At 72.9% G+C, this 14,942-nt stretch carries 13 protein-coding genes; 4 read left to right on the top strand and 9 right to left on the bottom strand.

What is annotated here, in order from left to right; all coding sequences use genetic code 11:
• Positions 1-119 precede the first annotated feature (119 nt).
• Positions 120-893: a polysaccharide deacetylase family protein gene (locus ACIGWZ_RS29665; protein ID WP_400069772.1), complete on the bottom strand. Its 774-nt coding sequence runs from the start codon at positions 891-893 to the stop codon at positions 120-122.
• Between the two features lie 128 nt (positions 894-1,021).
• Between ACIGWZ_RS29665 and argG the strand changes: the two genes are divergently transcribed.
• Positions 1,022-2,470 (top strand): argininosuccinate synthase, encoded by a 1,449-nt coding sequence (argG, locus tag ACIGWZ_RS29660; RefSeq protein WP_400069771.1) that lies wholly within the window; start codon positions 1,022-1,024, stop codon positions 2,468-2,470.
• An 82-nt stretch (positions 2,471-2,552) separates the two neighbouring features.
• On the opposite strand, the gene ACIGWZ_RS29655 is transcribed toward argG, so the two are convergent.
• Positions 2,553-6,281 (bottom strand): hypothetical protein, encoded by a 3,729-nt coding sequence (locus ACIGWZ_RS29655; protein WP_400069770.1) that lies wholly within the window; start codon positions 6,279-6,281, stop codon positions 2,553-2,555.
• Between the two features lie 310 nt (positions 6,282-6,591).
• Here ACIGWZ_RS29655 and ACIGWZ_RS29650 point away from each other — a divergent pair, with 310 nt between their 5' ends.
• The 3 genes from ACIGWZ_RS29650 (at position 6,592) to ACIGWZ_RS29640 (ending at position 8,520) form a co-directional block, all read left to right on the top strand.
• Positions 6,592-7,011 carry a peptidase inhibitor family I36 protein gene (locus ACIGWZ_RS29650; protein WP_400069769.1) on the top strand — a complete coding sequence of 140 codons (420 nt, stop codon included), beginning with the start codon at positions 6,592-6,594 and terminating at the stop codon, positions 7,009-7,011.
• Positions 7,012-7,104: 93 nt separating this feature from the next.
• Positions 7,105-8,037, top strand: coding sequence for a hypothetical protein (locus ACIGWZ_RS29645; RefSeq protein WP_400069768.1), 933 nt, complete (start codon positions 7,105-7,107; stop codon positions 8,035-8,037).
• A 39-nt stretch (positions 8,038-8,076) separates the two neighbouring features.
• Positions 8,077-8,520 carry a hypothetical protein gene (locus tag ACIGWZ_RS29640; protein WP_400069767.1) on the top strand — a complete coding sequence of 148 codons (444 nt, stop codon included), beginning with the start codon at positions 8,077-8,079 and terminating at the stop codon, positions 8,518-8,520.
• 148 nt (positions 8,521-8,668) lie between these two features.
• Here the strand turns inward: ACIGWZ_RS29640 and metF are convergent, their stop codons facing one another.
• The 7 genes from metF to ACIGWZ_RS29605 form a co-directional block, all read right to left on the bottom strand.
• On the bottom strand, positions 8,669-9,493 hold the full coding sequence (metF, locus tag ACIGWZ_RS29635) for a methylenetetrahydrofolate reductase [NAD(P)H] (protein ID WP_400069851.1): 825 nt from the start codon (positions 9,491-9,493) through the stop codon (positions 8,669-8,671).
• 137 nt (positions 9,494-9,630) lie between these two features.
• The gene (locus tag ACIGWZ_RS29630; RefSeq protein ID WP_400069850.1) at positions 9,631-10,398 is read right to left on the bottom strand and encodes an enoyl-CoA hydratase/isomerase family protein; all 768 of its coding nucleotides are present in this window, start codon (positions 10,396-10,398) and stop codon (positions 9,631-9,633) included.
• Between the two features lie 83 nt (positions 10,399-10,481).
• Entirely contained in the window at positions 10,482-11,222 is a 741-nt protein-coding gene (locus ACIGWZ_RS29625; protein ID WP_400069766.1) for an SDR family NAD(P)-dependent oxidoreductase, read from the bottom strand.
• A gap of 10 nt (positions 11,223-11,232) precedes the next feature.
• Entirely contained in the window at positions 11,233-11,745 is a 513-nt protein-coding gene (locus ACIGWZ_RS29620) for an iron-sulfur cluster assembly protein (RefSeq protein WP_400069765.1), read from the bottom strand.
• Complete coding sequence (locus ACIGWZ_RS29615; RefSeq protein ID WP_400069764.1) at positions 11,742-12,887, bottom strand: hypothetical protein; 1,146 nt, start codon at positions 12,885-12,887, stop codon at positions 11,742-11,744. The genes ACIGWZ_RS29620 and ACIGWZ_RS29615 overlap by 4 nt, the downstream gene beginning before the upstream one ends.
• Positions 12,887-13,720 (bottom strand): Phenylacetic acid catabolic protein, encoded by an 834-nt coding sequence (locus ACIGWZ_RS29610; protein WP_400069763.1) that lies wholly within the window; start codon positions 13,718-13,720, stop codon positions 12,887-12,889. Before ACIGWZ_RS29610 ends, ACIGWZ_RS29615 begins: the two co-directional genes overlap by 1 nt.
• A 97-nt stretch (positions 13,721-13,817) precedes the next feature.
• Positions 13,818-14,813, bottom strand: coding sequence for a 3-oxoacyl-ACP synthase III family protein (locus ACIGWZ_RS29605; RefSeq protein ID WP_400069762.1), 996 nt, complete (start codon positions 14,811-14,813; stop codon positions 13,818-13,820).
• Between the last annotated feature and the right edge of the window lie 129 nt (positions 14,814-14,942).

The following is a 14,942-nucleotide window of genomic DNA, read 5'->3' as shown; positions in this document are numbered from 1 at the left end:
TTTTCCCTTTTTTTTTGGCCCCCGCGGGGGGGGGGGGGGGGGGGGGCCGGCCCGGGGGGGGCGGGGGGGGGGGGGGGGGGGCCCCCCCCCCCCCCCCCCCCCCCCCCGGCGGGTCGGCGTCAGGGGCCCGCCAGCAGGGTGCGCAGGTCCGCGATCCGGTAGCCGCGGGAGCGGACGGCGTCGATGATCTGCGGCAGGGCCTGGGCGTCGAGCACCGGGGCCCGGCCGTCCAGCGAGCCGACGTGCATCTGGATGATCTCGCCCGGGGTGAGGGCATCGAGTGCCCGCCTGACGGCCTTCTGCGTGGACATACCGCCCGCGGTACCGCGATAGCCGTTGGTGTCGGTGGTCCACTCGATGTCGGCGTACCCGAGCGCGTTGACCTCGGCGATCTGCCGGGGGGTGGTGTCCCCGTAGGGGAAGCGGAAGAACGGCAGCGGCTCGGCCCCCGTGGCCCGTCGGATGGCCGTGTCGGCTTCGCCGATCTCTCGCGCGCGCTCCTGGGGGACGAGGTTGCCGAACGGCGGATGGCTGTGCGAGTGGTTGCCGATTCCGTGCCCGGCCGCCGCGATGGCCCGGGCGCCGGCCGGGTGGCGTTCGGCGAAGTGGCCGGTCAGGAAGAACGTCGCCGGGGCCCTCTGCTGCCGCAGCACCTTCAGGACGGTGCCGAGGCCTTCCTCGTTCCAGGCCGCGTTGAAGGTCAGCGCCACCACCCGCTGGGACGTGGGCATGGCGCGGACCGCGGTTCCGTACAGCTTCGCCACGGGGGCCGGGCCGGTGCCCCGGCCGCCGGCGGGCGCACCGGTCAGGACCAGGATCAGGGCCGCGGCGGCCACGGCCGTCACCACTTGCCGGACGGCGGCCCGCGCGGGGAGGGATGCAAGGCTCCTCATGGACGGAGAACCTAGCCTCGCCCGGCGCGCGGGCCCGAGCGCCGCGCGGGAGATGCGGCGGCGGCGTGACGGGCGGCCACCATGAGACCCTTCTTGCATAGCCATACGTGACAATGCATACTGTTGCCATGTCTAAGGTCCTCACCTCCCTGCCCACCGGCGAGCGCGTCGGCATCGCCTTCTCGGGCGGCCTCGACACCTCCGTCGCGGTCGCGTGGATGCGCGACAAGGGTGCCGTCCCGTGCACCTACACCGCCGACATCGGCCAGTACGACGAGCCCGACATCGCCTCGGTGCCCGGCCGTGCGAAGGCCTACGGTGCCGAGATCGCGCGCCTGGTCGACTGCCGGGCGGCGCTGGTCGAGGAGGGCCTGGCCGCGCTGGCCTGCGGCGCGTTCCACATCCGCTCGGGCGGCCGTGCCTACTTCAACACCACGCCGCTCGGCCGCGCTGTCACCGGCACCCTGCTGGTCCGGGCGATGCTCGAGGACAACGTCCAGATCTGGGGCGACGGCTCGACGTTCAAGGGCAACGACATCGAGCGGTTCTACCGCTACGGCCTGCTGGCCAACCCCCACCTGCGCATCTACAAGCCGTGGCTCGACGCCGACTTCGTGACCGAGCTCGGCGGCCGCAAGGAGATGTCGGAGTGGCTGGTGGCCCACGGGCTGCCGTACCGCGACAGCACCGAGAAGGCGTACTCGACGGACGCCAACATCTGGGGCGCCACGCACGAGGCCAAGACGCTGGAGCACCTCAACACCGGCGTGGAGACCGTGGACCCGATCATGGGCGTGCGGTTCTGGGACCCGTCGGTGGAGATCGACACCGAGGACGTGACCATCGGCTTCGACCAGGGCCGCCCGGTGACGATCAACGGCAAGGAGTTCGCCTCCCCGGTCGACCTGGTGATGGAGGCCAACGCGATCGGCGGCCGCCACGGCATGGGCATGTCGGACCAGATCGAGAACCGGATCATCGAGGCGAAGAGCCGCGGCATCTACGAGGCCCCCGGCATGGCGCTGCTGCACGCCGCGTACGAGCGTCTCGTCAACGCGATCCACAACGAGGACACCCTCGCCCAGTACCACAACGAGGGCCGGCGCCTCGGCCGCCTGATGTACGAGGGCCGCTGGCTGGACCCGCAGGCGCTGATGGTCCGCGAGTCGCTGCAGCGCTGGGTCGGCTCGGCCGTCACCGGCGAGGTGACCCTGCGGCTGCGGCGCGGCGAGGACTACTCGATCCTCGACACCACCGGCCCGGCGTTCAGCTACCACCCGGACAAGCTGTCGATGGAGCGCACCGAGGACTCGGCGTTCGGCCCGGTGGACCGGATCGGCCAGCTCACCATGCGCAACCTCGACATCGCCGACTCGCGCGCCCGGCTCGAGCAGTACGCCGGTCTCGGCATCGTCGGCACGACGCACCCCGAGCTGATCGGTGCCGCCCAGGCGGCGGCGACCGGCCTGATCGGCACCATGCCGGAGGGCGGCGCCGAGGCCATCGCCTCCCGCGGCGAGGCCGCCGAGGACGACGAGCTCCTCGACCGCGCCGCGATGGAGTTCGGCACCGACTGACCGGTGCGGCCGGGGCTACGGCCGGCAGGGACGGTACGGGCGGTTCGACGCGGCGCTGCCGCGCGAACCGCCCGTACCGCGCTCAGCAGGTGCTGCGGTAGCCGACGTCGGGCAGGTAGGAGCGCCATTCCGAGGGGGAGAGGCCGCCGTCGGCGCGGGCGCAGAGCGCGCGGGCGGCGGGCTGCGGGGCGGTGACGTAGGCCTGTACGGGGGTGCGGCGGCCGGCGGCGCGCAGGGTCCTGCCGTCCGGGGTGAAGGCCAGGGCGAGGACCGGGTCGTCGGGGGTGGTCGGCAGGGGGCCGCCCAAGGGCTGGTGCGAGGCGGTGTCCCACAGCCGCACGGTGCCGTGGTCTCCCGCGGTGGCCAGGGTCGTGCCGTCGGGGGAGAAGACGAGCGCGTTCACCGCCTCCGGGCCGTCGGCCGGGGTACCGCCGTCGGTGGCGGGCAGCTGGCCCAGTTGGCGGCGGGCCTGTCCGTCCCAGAGGGTGACCCGGCCCGCCAAGTCCCCGGCGGCCAGGAGACGGCCGTCGGGGCTGATGGCGATCGCCAGGGTGCCCTCGCCGCTGAGGGGGCTCCGGAGGGTCCGGCGGGTGCGCAGGTCGACGAGGTGGCCGGTGTTGTCCTCCCCCGTGGCGAGGGCGAGCCGGCGGCCGTCGGGATGGGCCGCCAGCGGTGTTCCACCGATCCCGCGGAGGGTGCGCACGGTGTCTGTGCGCAGGTTCCAGACCCTGGCGCCGTTCCTGCCGGAGTCGGCAGCCAGCAACGAGTCGCCGTCCGCGGTGAACAGGCCGTTGCTGACGTCCTGCCCGCTGTCGCCCTGCACGGCGCGCGGGACCGGGACCCGGCGGTGTGCGGGCGCGTCCCACACATACAGCGGTCCGCCCGCGTTGTGCGGGGCTCCGTAGGCGAGGCGGCGTCCGTCGGGCCGGAAGGCGAGGAACGGGGAGGCAGCACACCCGAGACGTGGCCTCGGCGTGCCGCAGCGCACGGCGGGCAGCTCGGCGGCGAGGCTGCCGTCGCGGGCGTTCAGCAACCGGAAGCGGGTGGTGTCCTTGGACCTGTGGGCGGTGGCCAGTTGGCTCGCGTCCGGGCTGAACCGCGCCGCCTGCAGGGGGGCCGCGCCCCGTGCCGGGGCGACGGGATGGGCGAGGGAGAGGGTACGGACCGCGCCGCCGCCCAGATACCGGATGACGCGGCGTTCGGTATCGATCCGGAGTTGCGTCACCCTCTCGTTGGCGATCGGGTGGCGCAGGACGGGGGAGTCGGGCCGACCGGTGCGCCATACGAGGATCTCGTCGGCGTCCTGGCCGGCCAGCAGCGTGCCGTCGTCGCTCAGCACGGCCCCGGTGAGTCCGGGATGCTCGATCCGCCACCGGCTGCGGCCCTCGGCGAGGTCCCGTACCTCGGCCGTTCTGCCGTCGTCCAGGAACAGCAGGCCCCGCCCGTCCGGGGTGAACTTCATGGATTCCGATGCGCACCGCCGGTGCCGCAGCGTACGGGGCAGCGGTACCCGTCGCCCCTTGGCCACTTCCCACAGCGTCAGGGGGAAGTACGGCGAACAGACCGCCACATACCGGTCGTCGGGGCTCACCGTCGCCTCGGGGAACTCCGCTTCGTGGTACGGCAGGGTGTGCTGGAAGAGCAGCCGCCGGTGCCGCCAGTCCCACAGCTGGACGAGGTGGTCCCCGTACAGCAGGGTCCGCCCGCTGCCGCTGAACACCGGCACACCATTTCTGGACGGGAAGATCCGTACCTCGCTCTTTCCGCCGGTCCTGCTGTAGACGCGCAGATCGTGATCGGCCGCCAGCGCCGCCGTTCGGCCGTCGCGCGTGGCCGACTGCAGGAGCATCCCCGAAATCCGGGAGCGGGGGGCCTTGTACGCCGGGAGCTCGCGCTGCGTGGGCACGTCCCAGCGGTGCAGGCCGTCCTTGGCGGCGTACACCAGCGTGCGTCCGTCGTCGCTGAGCAGCGAGTGCCCGGGGTCGGTGCCGGAGGGCAGTGCCATGGTGTCCCGCTCGCGCTGGGCGAGGGCCGCCAGGACCGCGCCGCGGGTCTCGGGGGTGTCGGCGAGCCGCCAGGCGGCCACGCTCAGCCGCATGGCGCGTACGGGGTCGGTGGAGCGGAGGCTGGCGGCGACGGAGGCGATCCGGCGCGCTTCGGACTGCGTGTGCTGCTGGTTGCCGGAGCGGTTCTGCTGCCAGGCGACGAGGCCGGTCATCAGGGCCAGCACGCACAGGACGACGACGGACGCCGTGACGAGGCGCGACCGATGGGCGGCGCGGACCGCGTGTGCGTGTTCCGTCGCGCGGGCGGTGGTGCCCGCCTCGAGGAAGGCCCGCTCCAGTGGGTTGAGCGCGCCGCGCTCCGTGGTGGCGAAGGCCTCCTCGGCACGCGTCAGCCGAGTGCCGCGGTAGAGGGCTCCGGGGTCGCGGTCGAGTTCCTGCCATGCGGTGGCGTCGTGGGTCAGCTGCCGGTGCAGGCGCAGGCGTTCGCGGTCCTCGTCGATCCAGGCGTGCAGCCGCGGCCAGGCGGTGAGCAGCGCCTCGTGGGCGAGGGAGACGGTCTCGTCGTCCAGGGTGAGCAGGCGGGCGCGGGCGAGCCGGTCGAGAACCGCGTCACCATCGGCGCCGGCGGAGGTGCCCGCGGTCTCGAACTCGGCGCGCGGGGTGGGGTGGTGGGTGTCCTGGGTGCCGTTCCCGGGGGCGACCAGGCGCAGCAGGATGCGCCGGGCGAGGGTGGCCTGGGCGGGCGTGAGCCGGGCGTAGGCCTCTTCGGCGGTACGGGCGATGGCGCCGCGCAGGCCGCCGGCGGCCTCGTACGCGGCCGTGGTCAGGGCGCGTCCCCGGCGGCGGCGCCAGGTCTCCATCAGGGCGTGGGACATCAGCGGCAGGGCGCCCGGTTCGTCCTCGACCTCCTCGATGATGCGGGCGGTCAGTTCCCGTTCGACGATCAGGCCGTGGGCCGCGGCGGGCCGTACGATCGCCGCTCTGAGCTGGTCACTGCCCATGGGGCCGACCAGCAGTGTGGCGTCCTTCAACGCCCCGGCCAGGGCGCCGTGTTCGGCACAGCGGGCGAAGAAGTCGGCGCGTACGGCCAGGATCACGCGCAGCCGGCTGTGGTCGTCGCGGGCGGCCAGCAGCCGCCGGAGGAAGGCGGCCCGCTCCTCGGCGTCCGTGCAGAGGGTGAACAGCTCCTCGAACTGGTCGACCAGCAGCCAGGTGTCTCCGGGGCCGGGGGCCGGCTCCAGGCGCTCGGCGTGTGCCAGGGGGCGCGGGCCGGGAGTCAGGATCCGGACCGCGACCGGTGGCCGGTCCGCCCGGTCGTCCGGGGTGCGCAGCTGCGGTACGAGACCGGCGCGCAGCAGCGAGGACTTGCCGCTGCCCGAGGCGCCCACCACCGCGCCGAAGCGGTGCCGCCGGGTCATCTCCGCCAGCTGGGACACCGTGTGCTCGCGGCCGAAGAACAGCTCCGCATCGGCCGGTTCGAACCGGGCGAGCCCGCGGTAGGGCGGATCGGTGTCGTCGTGTTCGGGAGGCGGCATACGGGCCAGCTCCTGGCCGGCCCGCTCCCAGCGGTGCCGCCAGTCGTCGGCGTCGGCGCGGCAGGCACGGACGTAGGCCAGGAGGACCGGCAGGGTGGGCAGGCGTTCCCCGGCCGCGGCCTGGGACAGCGTGGCCGCGGAGTAGCCGGCCTGCCGGGCCATCGCCCGGTAGCCGGGCGCACCGGCTTCGTCCCGGAGTTTGCGTAACTCATAGGCGAAGCGCTGTACGGGACCGTCCTGCGGATCGATCGGATTCTCCGGACGCCCCACTCGCCTTTTCCTCCCCCAGCTGCCCCATTTGCCCCTGCCGCCACGATAAACACGAGGTCGACGGGTCGCAACGTCGTTCGAGCGGCCCCGGGTTGCCCCCGAAGCGGCCGCAGCGAATTGATCAGTGCAGCTCGGACGGGGTGCCAAACAACTCCACGGCCGGTGGACTCGATCTCGTCGGGCCGCCCTCCCCCGCTTCGGGGCGCGGACGGACCGGCCGGCACACCCCGTGATCCGCGTACTTCACGCGGCTCGCGCACCTCACGTGCCGCGCCTACACCGAGCACCAACCAGCTGAAGAGGACACCTCATGCGTATACGTCAGATCACCGCCGCCGGCGCCGCCGCCACCGCGCTCGTACTCGGCGCCGCGCTGCCCGCCTCCGCCGACGGTTCCCCGTCGGCCGGTGCGTCCCACGCCCCGGCCGCCCACCACGTCACCGCGGACCTCGGCGCGCTCAAGGCCAAGCCCAAGAAGAAGGTCCTGGTCTTCGAGGACGCCAAGTACCAGGGCAAGCGCACGCACTTCACGAAGAACGTGCCGAACCTGAAGGCGTACGGCTGGAACGACACCATCAGCTCCGCCAAGAACCAGGGCAAGCGCACGGTCACCTTCTACGCCACGAAGAACTACCACGGCGCCAAGTTCGCCCTGGCGTCGGGACAGCGGGAGGCGCACTTCGGCGACCGCGGCATGGCCGACACCACGACCTCCATCAGGTTCAACTAGCAGCGAGCTGCTGACGGGCGGGGTGCGGCACTGGGGGCCGCACCCCGCCCCGCCCTCTGCCGCATCACGCATCACGCATCACGAGAGGCAACCATGTCGCTCTCCCGCACGCGGGCCGCCACCGCGCTCGCGCTGCTGCTCCTGCTCACCGCCGCCTGTACGGGCGCGCCGCAGGAGCCCACGCCCGCCCGGCACTCCACCGCACCCCCGCCCCCGGCCCGGCAGGCCGGACAGCTGAAGCTGCCGCTGGACGCCTATGCCCCGACGGACGCCGAGATCCAAGCCGTGGACGATGCCCAGGACGTCCTCATGCGCCGGTGCATGCACCACCTGGGCAGGGCCTGGAAGACGCTGCCCCGGGTGGCCGCCCGGGACAACGAACCGCAGAACCTCCGCCGCTACGGCGCCATCGAGGCGGAAGCCGCCCGCCGCTACGGGTACCACCCGCCCCCCGACCCGCCGTCGGTGGTCCGGCGCAACCGCGTCTGGGACGAGCGCGAGACGCTCCCCGCCGAGGTGGCGCGCGCCGCCTACGGGCGCACCGGCGAGGGCGGATGCCTCCAAACCGCCCGGCACCGACTCGGTGGCGGCACCGCCCCACCCGACTACCACGCCTTCAACCGGCTGACCGGCACCGCGCTGGAGGCCTCCCGGCGCGCTCCCGAGGTACGCGGCGCCATGCGCAAGTGGAGCGCCTGCATGGCCGAGGCGGGCTTCGACCACCCGGACGCACTGTCCGCCGCCGGCAGCCGGCGCTGGGAGACGCCCGGCCCCACACCGGCCGAACGCGCCACCGCCCGCACCGACGTGGCGTGCAAACGGTCGACACGGCTGGTGACGGTCTGGGCGGCGGCCGAGACCCGCATCCAACTCCGCCTGATCCGGGAGAACGCCGCCCCGTTGCACCGGGCGAAAGCCCGCAAGGAGCGCTGGCTGGCGGCCGCCCACCGCGTCCTGAACCGCGACGCCCGTGGGATCCGGCAGGCGGGCTGCCAATGGCGGGACAGGACCAGCTGTGGCAGATAAAGCCGGTGCGCCGACGGACGGGAGTGACAGTATCCGGTCATGTCCATCCCGCACCCCGACGGCGCGTACGTGATCACCACGTTGTACTCCGTCCCCGATGACGCCTGGTACCTGGAACTGGACCTCGTCGCCGGGCAACGAACTCTTGTGACCGCGATCGTCCCCGACGAGGACCCGGCACGGGAGCCGACGGTGTGCTTCACCCCTCATGGGCCGGATGTGGACGTCCCGTACGAGATCATGCGCTGGTTCATGGACCAGGTCGAGGAGGACATCCGCACGTCCCGCTCCTGGATGACGCTGCGGCCCGAGCTCGTCGAGGTCATTCACCACCTGCGCCAGGAGCACCTGGGTGTGGTCAGCGATGACGACTTCCCTCATGTCCTGGCGCAGGTGCGCGCCGCGGTCCCCGAGGCGGACCTCGCCGCCGTTCTCGAGGCCGCCTGCGGGCGGCGGCCCGACGGCACCACCATCGACCACTGACAAGCGAACACCGCGTCGACCGGAGCGAAGTCCACGACCTGGGTGAATGTCCCGACGGGCAACGCGGTGGGCCGACGGCGCCGGAGGAGCGCCGGAGCCGGTCGCGCCTCCCCGGGAAGGACGGCGAGGCGTATGACAGCGCACGCTCCTATGGCTGTCGGCGCCCGCCCGCGGCGCCCTCCGGCGCCGCCTGGAGGTTGCGGTGGATCTCCAGCGCCGCGGTGGTGTGGTTGAGGGTGATGTAGTGCAGGCCCGGAGCCCCTTCCGCGAGCAGCCGCCGGCCCATGGCGGTGGCGTGGTCGATGCCGATCCGCCGCCCGGCGGCCGGGTCGTCGCGGGCCGCTTCGAGCCGCTGGGCCAGGTCCCGGGGAAAGCCGGCGTTGCTGAGTTCGGCGAAGCGGCGAATCTGCCGGACGTCGGTGGCCGGCATGATCTCGGGGATGATCGGGATGGTGCAGCCCGCCGCGGCGGCCCGGTCGCGCAGCCGCAGGTAGTCCTCGACGCGGAAGAACATCTGCGTGATGGCGTAGTCGGCGCCGGCCCGGCACTTGGCGACGAAGTGGCGGATGTCGCTCGCCCAGTCCGGCGAACGGGGGTGGCGTTCGGGGAAGGCGGCCACACCGACGCTGAACGCCCCCATGGAGCGGATGAGTTCCACCAGCTGGTAGGTGTACCGGAAGCCGTCCGGGTGGGGCGTCCACCGGCCGCGCGGGTCGCCGGGCGGGTCGCCGCGCAGCGCGAGCACGTCACGGACACCGGCGTCGGCGTACTGGCCGATGATGTGGCGTAGTTCGGCGACGGAGTGCCCGATGGCGGTGAGGTGGGCGACCGGACGCAGCGTGGTCTCGGCCGCGATCCGGTGGGTCACCTCGACGGTGCGGTGGCGCGAGGAGCCGCCGGCTCCGTAGGTGACGGACACGAAGGCGGGGGAGGCGGCCTCGACGCGGCGGATGGTCCGCCACAGTGTCCGCATCCCGGCCTCGGTTCTGGGCGGGAAGAACTCGAAGGAGAACGACCGCTGCCCGCTCGCCGGCGGTCCCCCGGGGCCGGGCAGGGCCGTGCCGGCCGCCACCGGCGCTTCCGCCACGGCCCGCCCGCGCCTCGCGTCGCTCATGCCGCCGTGCCGCCGTCGTCGAACTCCGCCCGCCCGGGCCCCCGCTCGACGAACGCCCTCATCCCCGTCGTCCGGTCCGACGTCGCGAACAGCCCGGCGAACAGGGCACGTTCGATCTCCAGGCCCGCTGTCAGGTCCGTCCGGGTGCCGCGGTCGACGGCGGATTTGGCGGCCCGCAGGGCGAACCCCGGCCCCACGGCGAAGGCGCGGGCCGTCGCCATCGCCTCGTCGACCACCCGGTCATCCGGCACCACCCGGTCCACCAGCCCGATCCGCAGGGCCTCCGCGCTGTCGACGGCGCGGCCCGAAAGGATCATCTCCTTGGCGCGGCCCAGCCCCACCAGCCGTGGCAGCCGCTGGGTGCCGCCCGCGCCGGGGATGACGCCCAGCTTGATCTCCGGCAGCCCCAGCAGGCTGCTCTCGCCGCAGATGCGGATGTCGGCGGTGAGAGCCAGCTCGCAACCGCCGCCGAGGGCGGACCCGGTGACGGCCGCCACCACCGGCTGCGGGATGTCCGCGACGGCGGTGAAGGCCGCCTGGAGCCGGGCCGAGTGATGGATCATGTCCGGGTAGCTCATGGCCGCCATCTCTTTGATGTCGCCACCCGCCGAGAACATCCGCCGCCCGCCGATGAGTACGACGGCCCGCACGTCCCGGCGGGCGGCAGCCTGCGCCGCGACCCGCTCCAGGTCGGCCTGGGCGTCCCGGTCCAGCGCGTTCACCGGCGGACGGTCGAGCAGGATACGGCCGACGCCGTCGGCCACGTCGAGCCGGACCGCGGGGCGGCGTCCCGTTCCCGTGTCCGGTGCCGTCCTGCCGCGGCCGGTGTGCTGCTCCGTCGACTGCGCTACGCCCACAACAGACCTCCGTTGACCTCGAGTACGTGGCCGTTCACGTAGCTGGATTCCGCCGACGCCAGGAAGACGGCGGCGTCCGCCACTTCCTCGGCGCGGCCGGGCCGGCGCGAGGCGAACCGGCGCTGGTAGGCCGCCCAGACCTTGTCGTTGGCGGTGAGGCTGCGGCCCATGCCCTCGTCGACGATGCCCGGCGCCAGGGAGTTGACCAGGATGCCTTTCGAGGCCAGCTCCATCGCCGAGACGCGGGTGAACATCTCCACGGCGGCCTTGGTGGAGCAGTAGCCCGCGGCCCCGATGGCCACCCGGGTGGCCATGCTGGACGAGACGTTGATGATCCGGCCCGCGCCCTGGGCCTCCATGTAGGGCAGCACGGCGTGGGTGGACAGGAAGACGCCGTTGAGGTTGGTGGCCACCATCGACTGCCAGGCGGCGGGGTCGAGCCGGCCGACCTTCCCGTCCTTGCTGATGCCCGCGTTGGCGACCAGGATGTCGATCCGTCCGAAGGTGTCCGACGAGTCCCGCATCAGCTTGTGGAGCGAGTCCTCGTCGGTCACGTCGACGTAGCAGTACCGGGCCCGGCCCTGCGACGTCTCCAGGAGGGTGTCGATGTCGTGCGGGTTCCGTGCGGCGCACACCACCGACGCGCCCTCGCGCAGGAACCGTTCGGCGATCGACCGCCCCAGCCCCTTGGTGCCGCCGGTCACGACCGCGACCTTGCCGTCAAGCCTCATCTGGCTCACCTCACTTGATGTCACGGGCCGACCCCAATTCGTCGAACGCCGATCCGCAGCTGCGGCACTGGAACGGCGTTTTGCACACGCTGCCGCCGAATCGCCCGAGGCTCTCGATCACGCCCGATCCGCAGTACGGGCAGCGGCGGATCTGGAAGGTGGCCTCGGGGGCCGGCCGGCTCCGGCCGGCGATGCCGTAGCCGCACTCGCGCAGCACCCGCAGGCCGTTGGCCGACACGTGTTCCGGGCGCCAGCCGCCCGGCTGCCACACGATGTCCACGGCCGCGGACGGCAGCACCGCCGCGACGGCGGAGCGCACCTCGCGCTCCATCGTGCGCCGACCCGGGCAGGCCGTCCGGGTCGGCGCGAGCACCACGGCGACGGACCCGTCCCGCACCGTCAGCGAGCGGAGTACCCCCAGGTCGGCCAGCGTCACATCGATCTCGGGGTCGCGGACCGCGGACACGGCGGCCCTGACATGGCGCTCCGCGCTGTCGGCGGACGTCTCCTGCGGCGCGGTCACTGGAAGGCTCCCTGCGGGTATTGGGCCCGTACGGTCCGCAGTTCGCCCAGTACGTCCGCGAGGTCGGGGAAGGCCTCTCCGGTGACCCGGCCGGACGGTTGCTGCGGCAGCCCGGGCAGGAACGAGGGCGGCAGTTCGGCGCTGTGCAGGAGGCGGTGGAACCGTTCGGTGAGCACGTCGGCCGGGATCGCCGGCAGCGCTGTGCCGTCGGCGGCCGGCTCCGTGCCCGCTTCCGTGAGCACGGTGAGTGCGGGTGTGCCGAAGAAGTCCCCGGCGTCCTGGACCGCGGTGGCCAGGACGGCGGCCGGTTCACCGGTCCGTGCACGCCCGGCGTACCGAGCGGCGCGGGTGGCCCAGTGCTCCAGGTGGAGCCGCTGTTCGTCGGCCACCGCCTCCAGCGCCGTACGGGTGGCGTGGCCGACGGGGGTGTCGTCGAGAGCGTCGCAGGCGCAGCTGACCAGCGCGGTGACGCCGGCGGAGACGATGAGTCCGCGCGCAACGGACCACGCGCGGCCGTCGCGGGCGCTCGCGGTCAGTGCGGTGGGCTGCCACAGCTGTGCGGGACGGTCGAAGAAGTGGGCGTCCGCGGCCGCGTCGTCGTAGCCGATGAGTCCCAGGAGGGTACGGGCGTGTGCCAGGTCCTCCTGGGCGATCGAGCCGACCGCGAGGGCCTCCTCCAGCTCCGTGTAGTCCACGGTGCGGCCGGCGAGCCGGTGGGCGTGCAGAAAGAGGTCGTCGATGACGGCCGGCCACAGCCCGCCGGTGTGCGCGGCGGGTTCGGCAGGCAGCGCCGCGGTCATGGCGGGAGCGGACACCGGCGCCGGCGCGGGGCGGGCGTCGCGGTGTACTCCGGCCCGGCGGCGGCGCCGTTCCTGCGGGAAGGCCGGCAGCCGGTAGGGCATGCGCGACTTGCCTTCCAGCAGCCGCCGGCTGTCCGACGCGGCGGAGTGCACCTCCTCGCGCCCGACCACCCACAGCCGGACCGCGTTGTCGCGCCGCCCGTATGTCTCGCGGGCCAGCCGCCAGGCTTCGGGGCCGCTCTTGGCCAGCAGTGAGCCGACATGGCCGAGCGGCGTGGTGCTGCCGGTCTGCAGGAAGACCTCGAACGCCCGGAGCTCGCCGGACGCGGGGGAGCCGTCCATCAGGCGCACCTCTGTCCCACGAGGTCGCCGGCGTTGCGGTCGAGGACTCCGCGCACCCAGGCCAGCCGTTGTTCGGAGGCCGGACCGCCGCCTGAGATCACTCGCTTGACCTCGGCCCAGTCGGGCATGTCGAACTCCCACTCGCCGGGAGCGGTCTCCCGGACCAACGCGGGGTCCACATGGATGCCGAGGTCACGGAAGACCGGGATGATCCGTGTCAGCCAGCGCTGCCGCAGCTCGTCGTTGCCGTGCGGCTTGAGCCCGGCGACGTGCATCGGGTTGGTGGGGAGCGACTCGGTGTCCGGCGGTCCGAAGTACGCCAGCACTCGGCGCATCCATACCTCGAACGCCTCCTGGACTCGGCGGCGCTGGCCGCGGTCGCCGCTGTGCAGTACCTCGTGGGTCATGTCGAGCGCGTGCTGGTAGTGGAAGGACTCCTCGCGTTCGATCTTGCGCAGGGCCCGTGCGTACGGCAGGTACACGCCCTGCATGAGCGACTGGAACTGCACGATCGCGGCGGAGTTCATCAGCAGCAGGCCGGGCCCGAACTCCTCCCAGCTCTCGAAGTCGTAGTGGAAGATGTTGTGCACCTTGGCGCGGCCCTCGACGTAGTCGAGGAGTATCGACTCCCAGCCCGCGCCCAGGTCCTGGGCGACCCGGGCCGCCACGTGCCCATGGCCGACCTCGTCCTGGATCTTGGCCATCAGCATCTGCTTGCGGGACAGGCTCGGCGCCCGGCCGAGCCAGGCGGCGAAGGGAAGTACCCCGACCAGCTCGTTGAGAGCCTGCACGGAGGCGAACTTCCGCGCTCCGGCACGCACTTCGCTGGGCATGGGGTCATTGAGTTCGTACAGGCGTCGCGCGCCGGTCTGCCGGGATGGCATGAACGGGGGCCTTCCTGTCTGCGGTGGGTGGTGGTGGACGGGGCGACTAGTACCAGGTCAGGACTGCGGCACCGGCCGTCATTCCGCCCCCGACACCGGCGAGTACGAGGCGCTCGCCGCGGGTGAACGGCCGGCGCCGGTGCTCGCTGTCCAGGGTGAGCGGGATGGAGGCGGCGGCGGTGTTGCCGAAGGCCGGGGCGGTGAGCGGCACGCGTGCCGGGTCCACGCCCAGTTCGGCGGCGCATTGTTCCACCAGGCGGGTGTTGGCCTGGTGGAGGATGAAGCGGTCCACGTCGTGCAGATCGAGGCCGGCCTGGTCGAGGGCGTTCGCGATGACCTTGGGCAGGGTGCGCAGCGCGTAGTCGCGCACCGGCCGGCCCTGCATACGGAAGAGGTGCTCGCCGGCCGCGCGGGCCGCCTCGTCCGCCGGCTTCCGGGTGCCTCCGGCGATGACTTCGACGAAATCGCGGTAGTCCCCGTGGGCCTGGAGGTCCAGACCGCGCAGCCCGTAGCCGTGCGGGACCGGACCCAGCAGGACTGCGCCGGCACCGTCGCCGAACAGGCTGACCGTGCGGCGGTTGGCCCGGTCCATGAGCGAGGAGTAGATGTCCGCGCCCACCACCAGCCCGTGCCGCCCCGGCATGCGGTGGCTGAGCAGTGACTCGGCCACCGCGAGCGCGTAGAGGAAGCCGCTGCACACGGCGTTGACGTCGAAGGCCGGGACGTTGGTCAGCCCGAGCGCCTGCTGCAGGATGACCGCGGTGGACGGCTGGGGCTGGTCCGGTGTCGAGGTCGCCACGATGAGGACACCGAGGTCCTCGGCGAGGTGGGGGGCCCCGCTGAGTGCGGCGGCGGCGGCATGGTGCGCCAGCTGGGACGTGGTGGTGCCGGGGGTGACGTAGTGGCGTTCGCGTATCCCGGTCCGTGCCTCGATCCAGTCGAGCTCGGCCCCGGTCCAGGCAGCGACCTGGGCGTTGTCGACGACATCGGGCGGGACGTACGAGCCGAGTCCCACGATCCCGATCGGCTGCGGAGTGTCCATTTGAGGGTTCGGCCCTTCCGTCGGTGAGCGGTCGGCTGCCGTCATGCAAGCAGGCACCCGGAGGGATGTCAAGATTGTCATTGACAAGAAATGAGGCGTAGTCAAGGATCGGAGGAGCTTGTCAAGTTG

This window comes from Streptomyces sp. NPDC053427, assembly GCF_044544985.1.
In the GTDB taxonomy this organism is placed as follows: Bacteria; Actinomycetota; Actinomycetes; order Streptomycetales; family Streptomycetaceae; genus Streptomyces.
The sequence above is the reverse complement of the archived record's forward strand: the minus strand, read 5'-3'. Positions and strand labels throughout refer to the sequence as shown.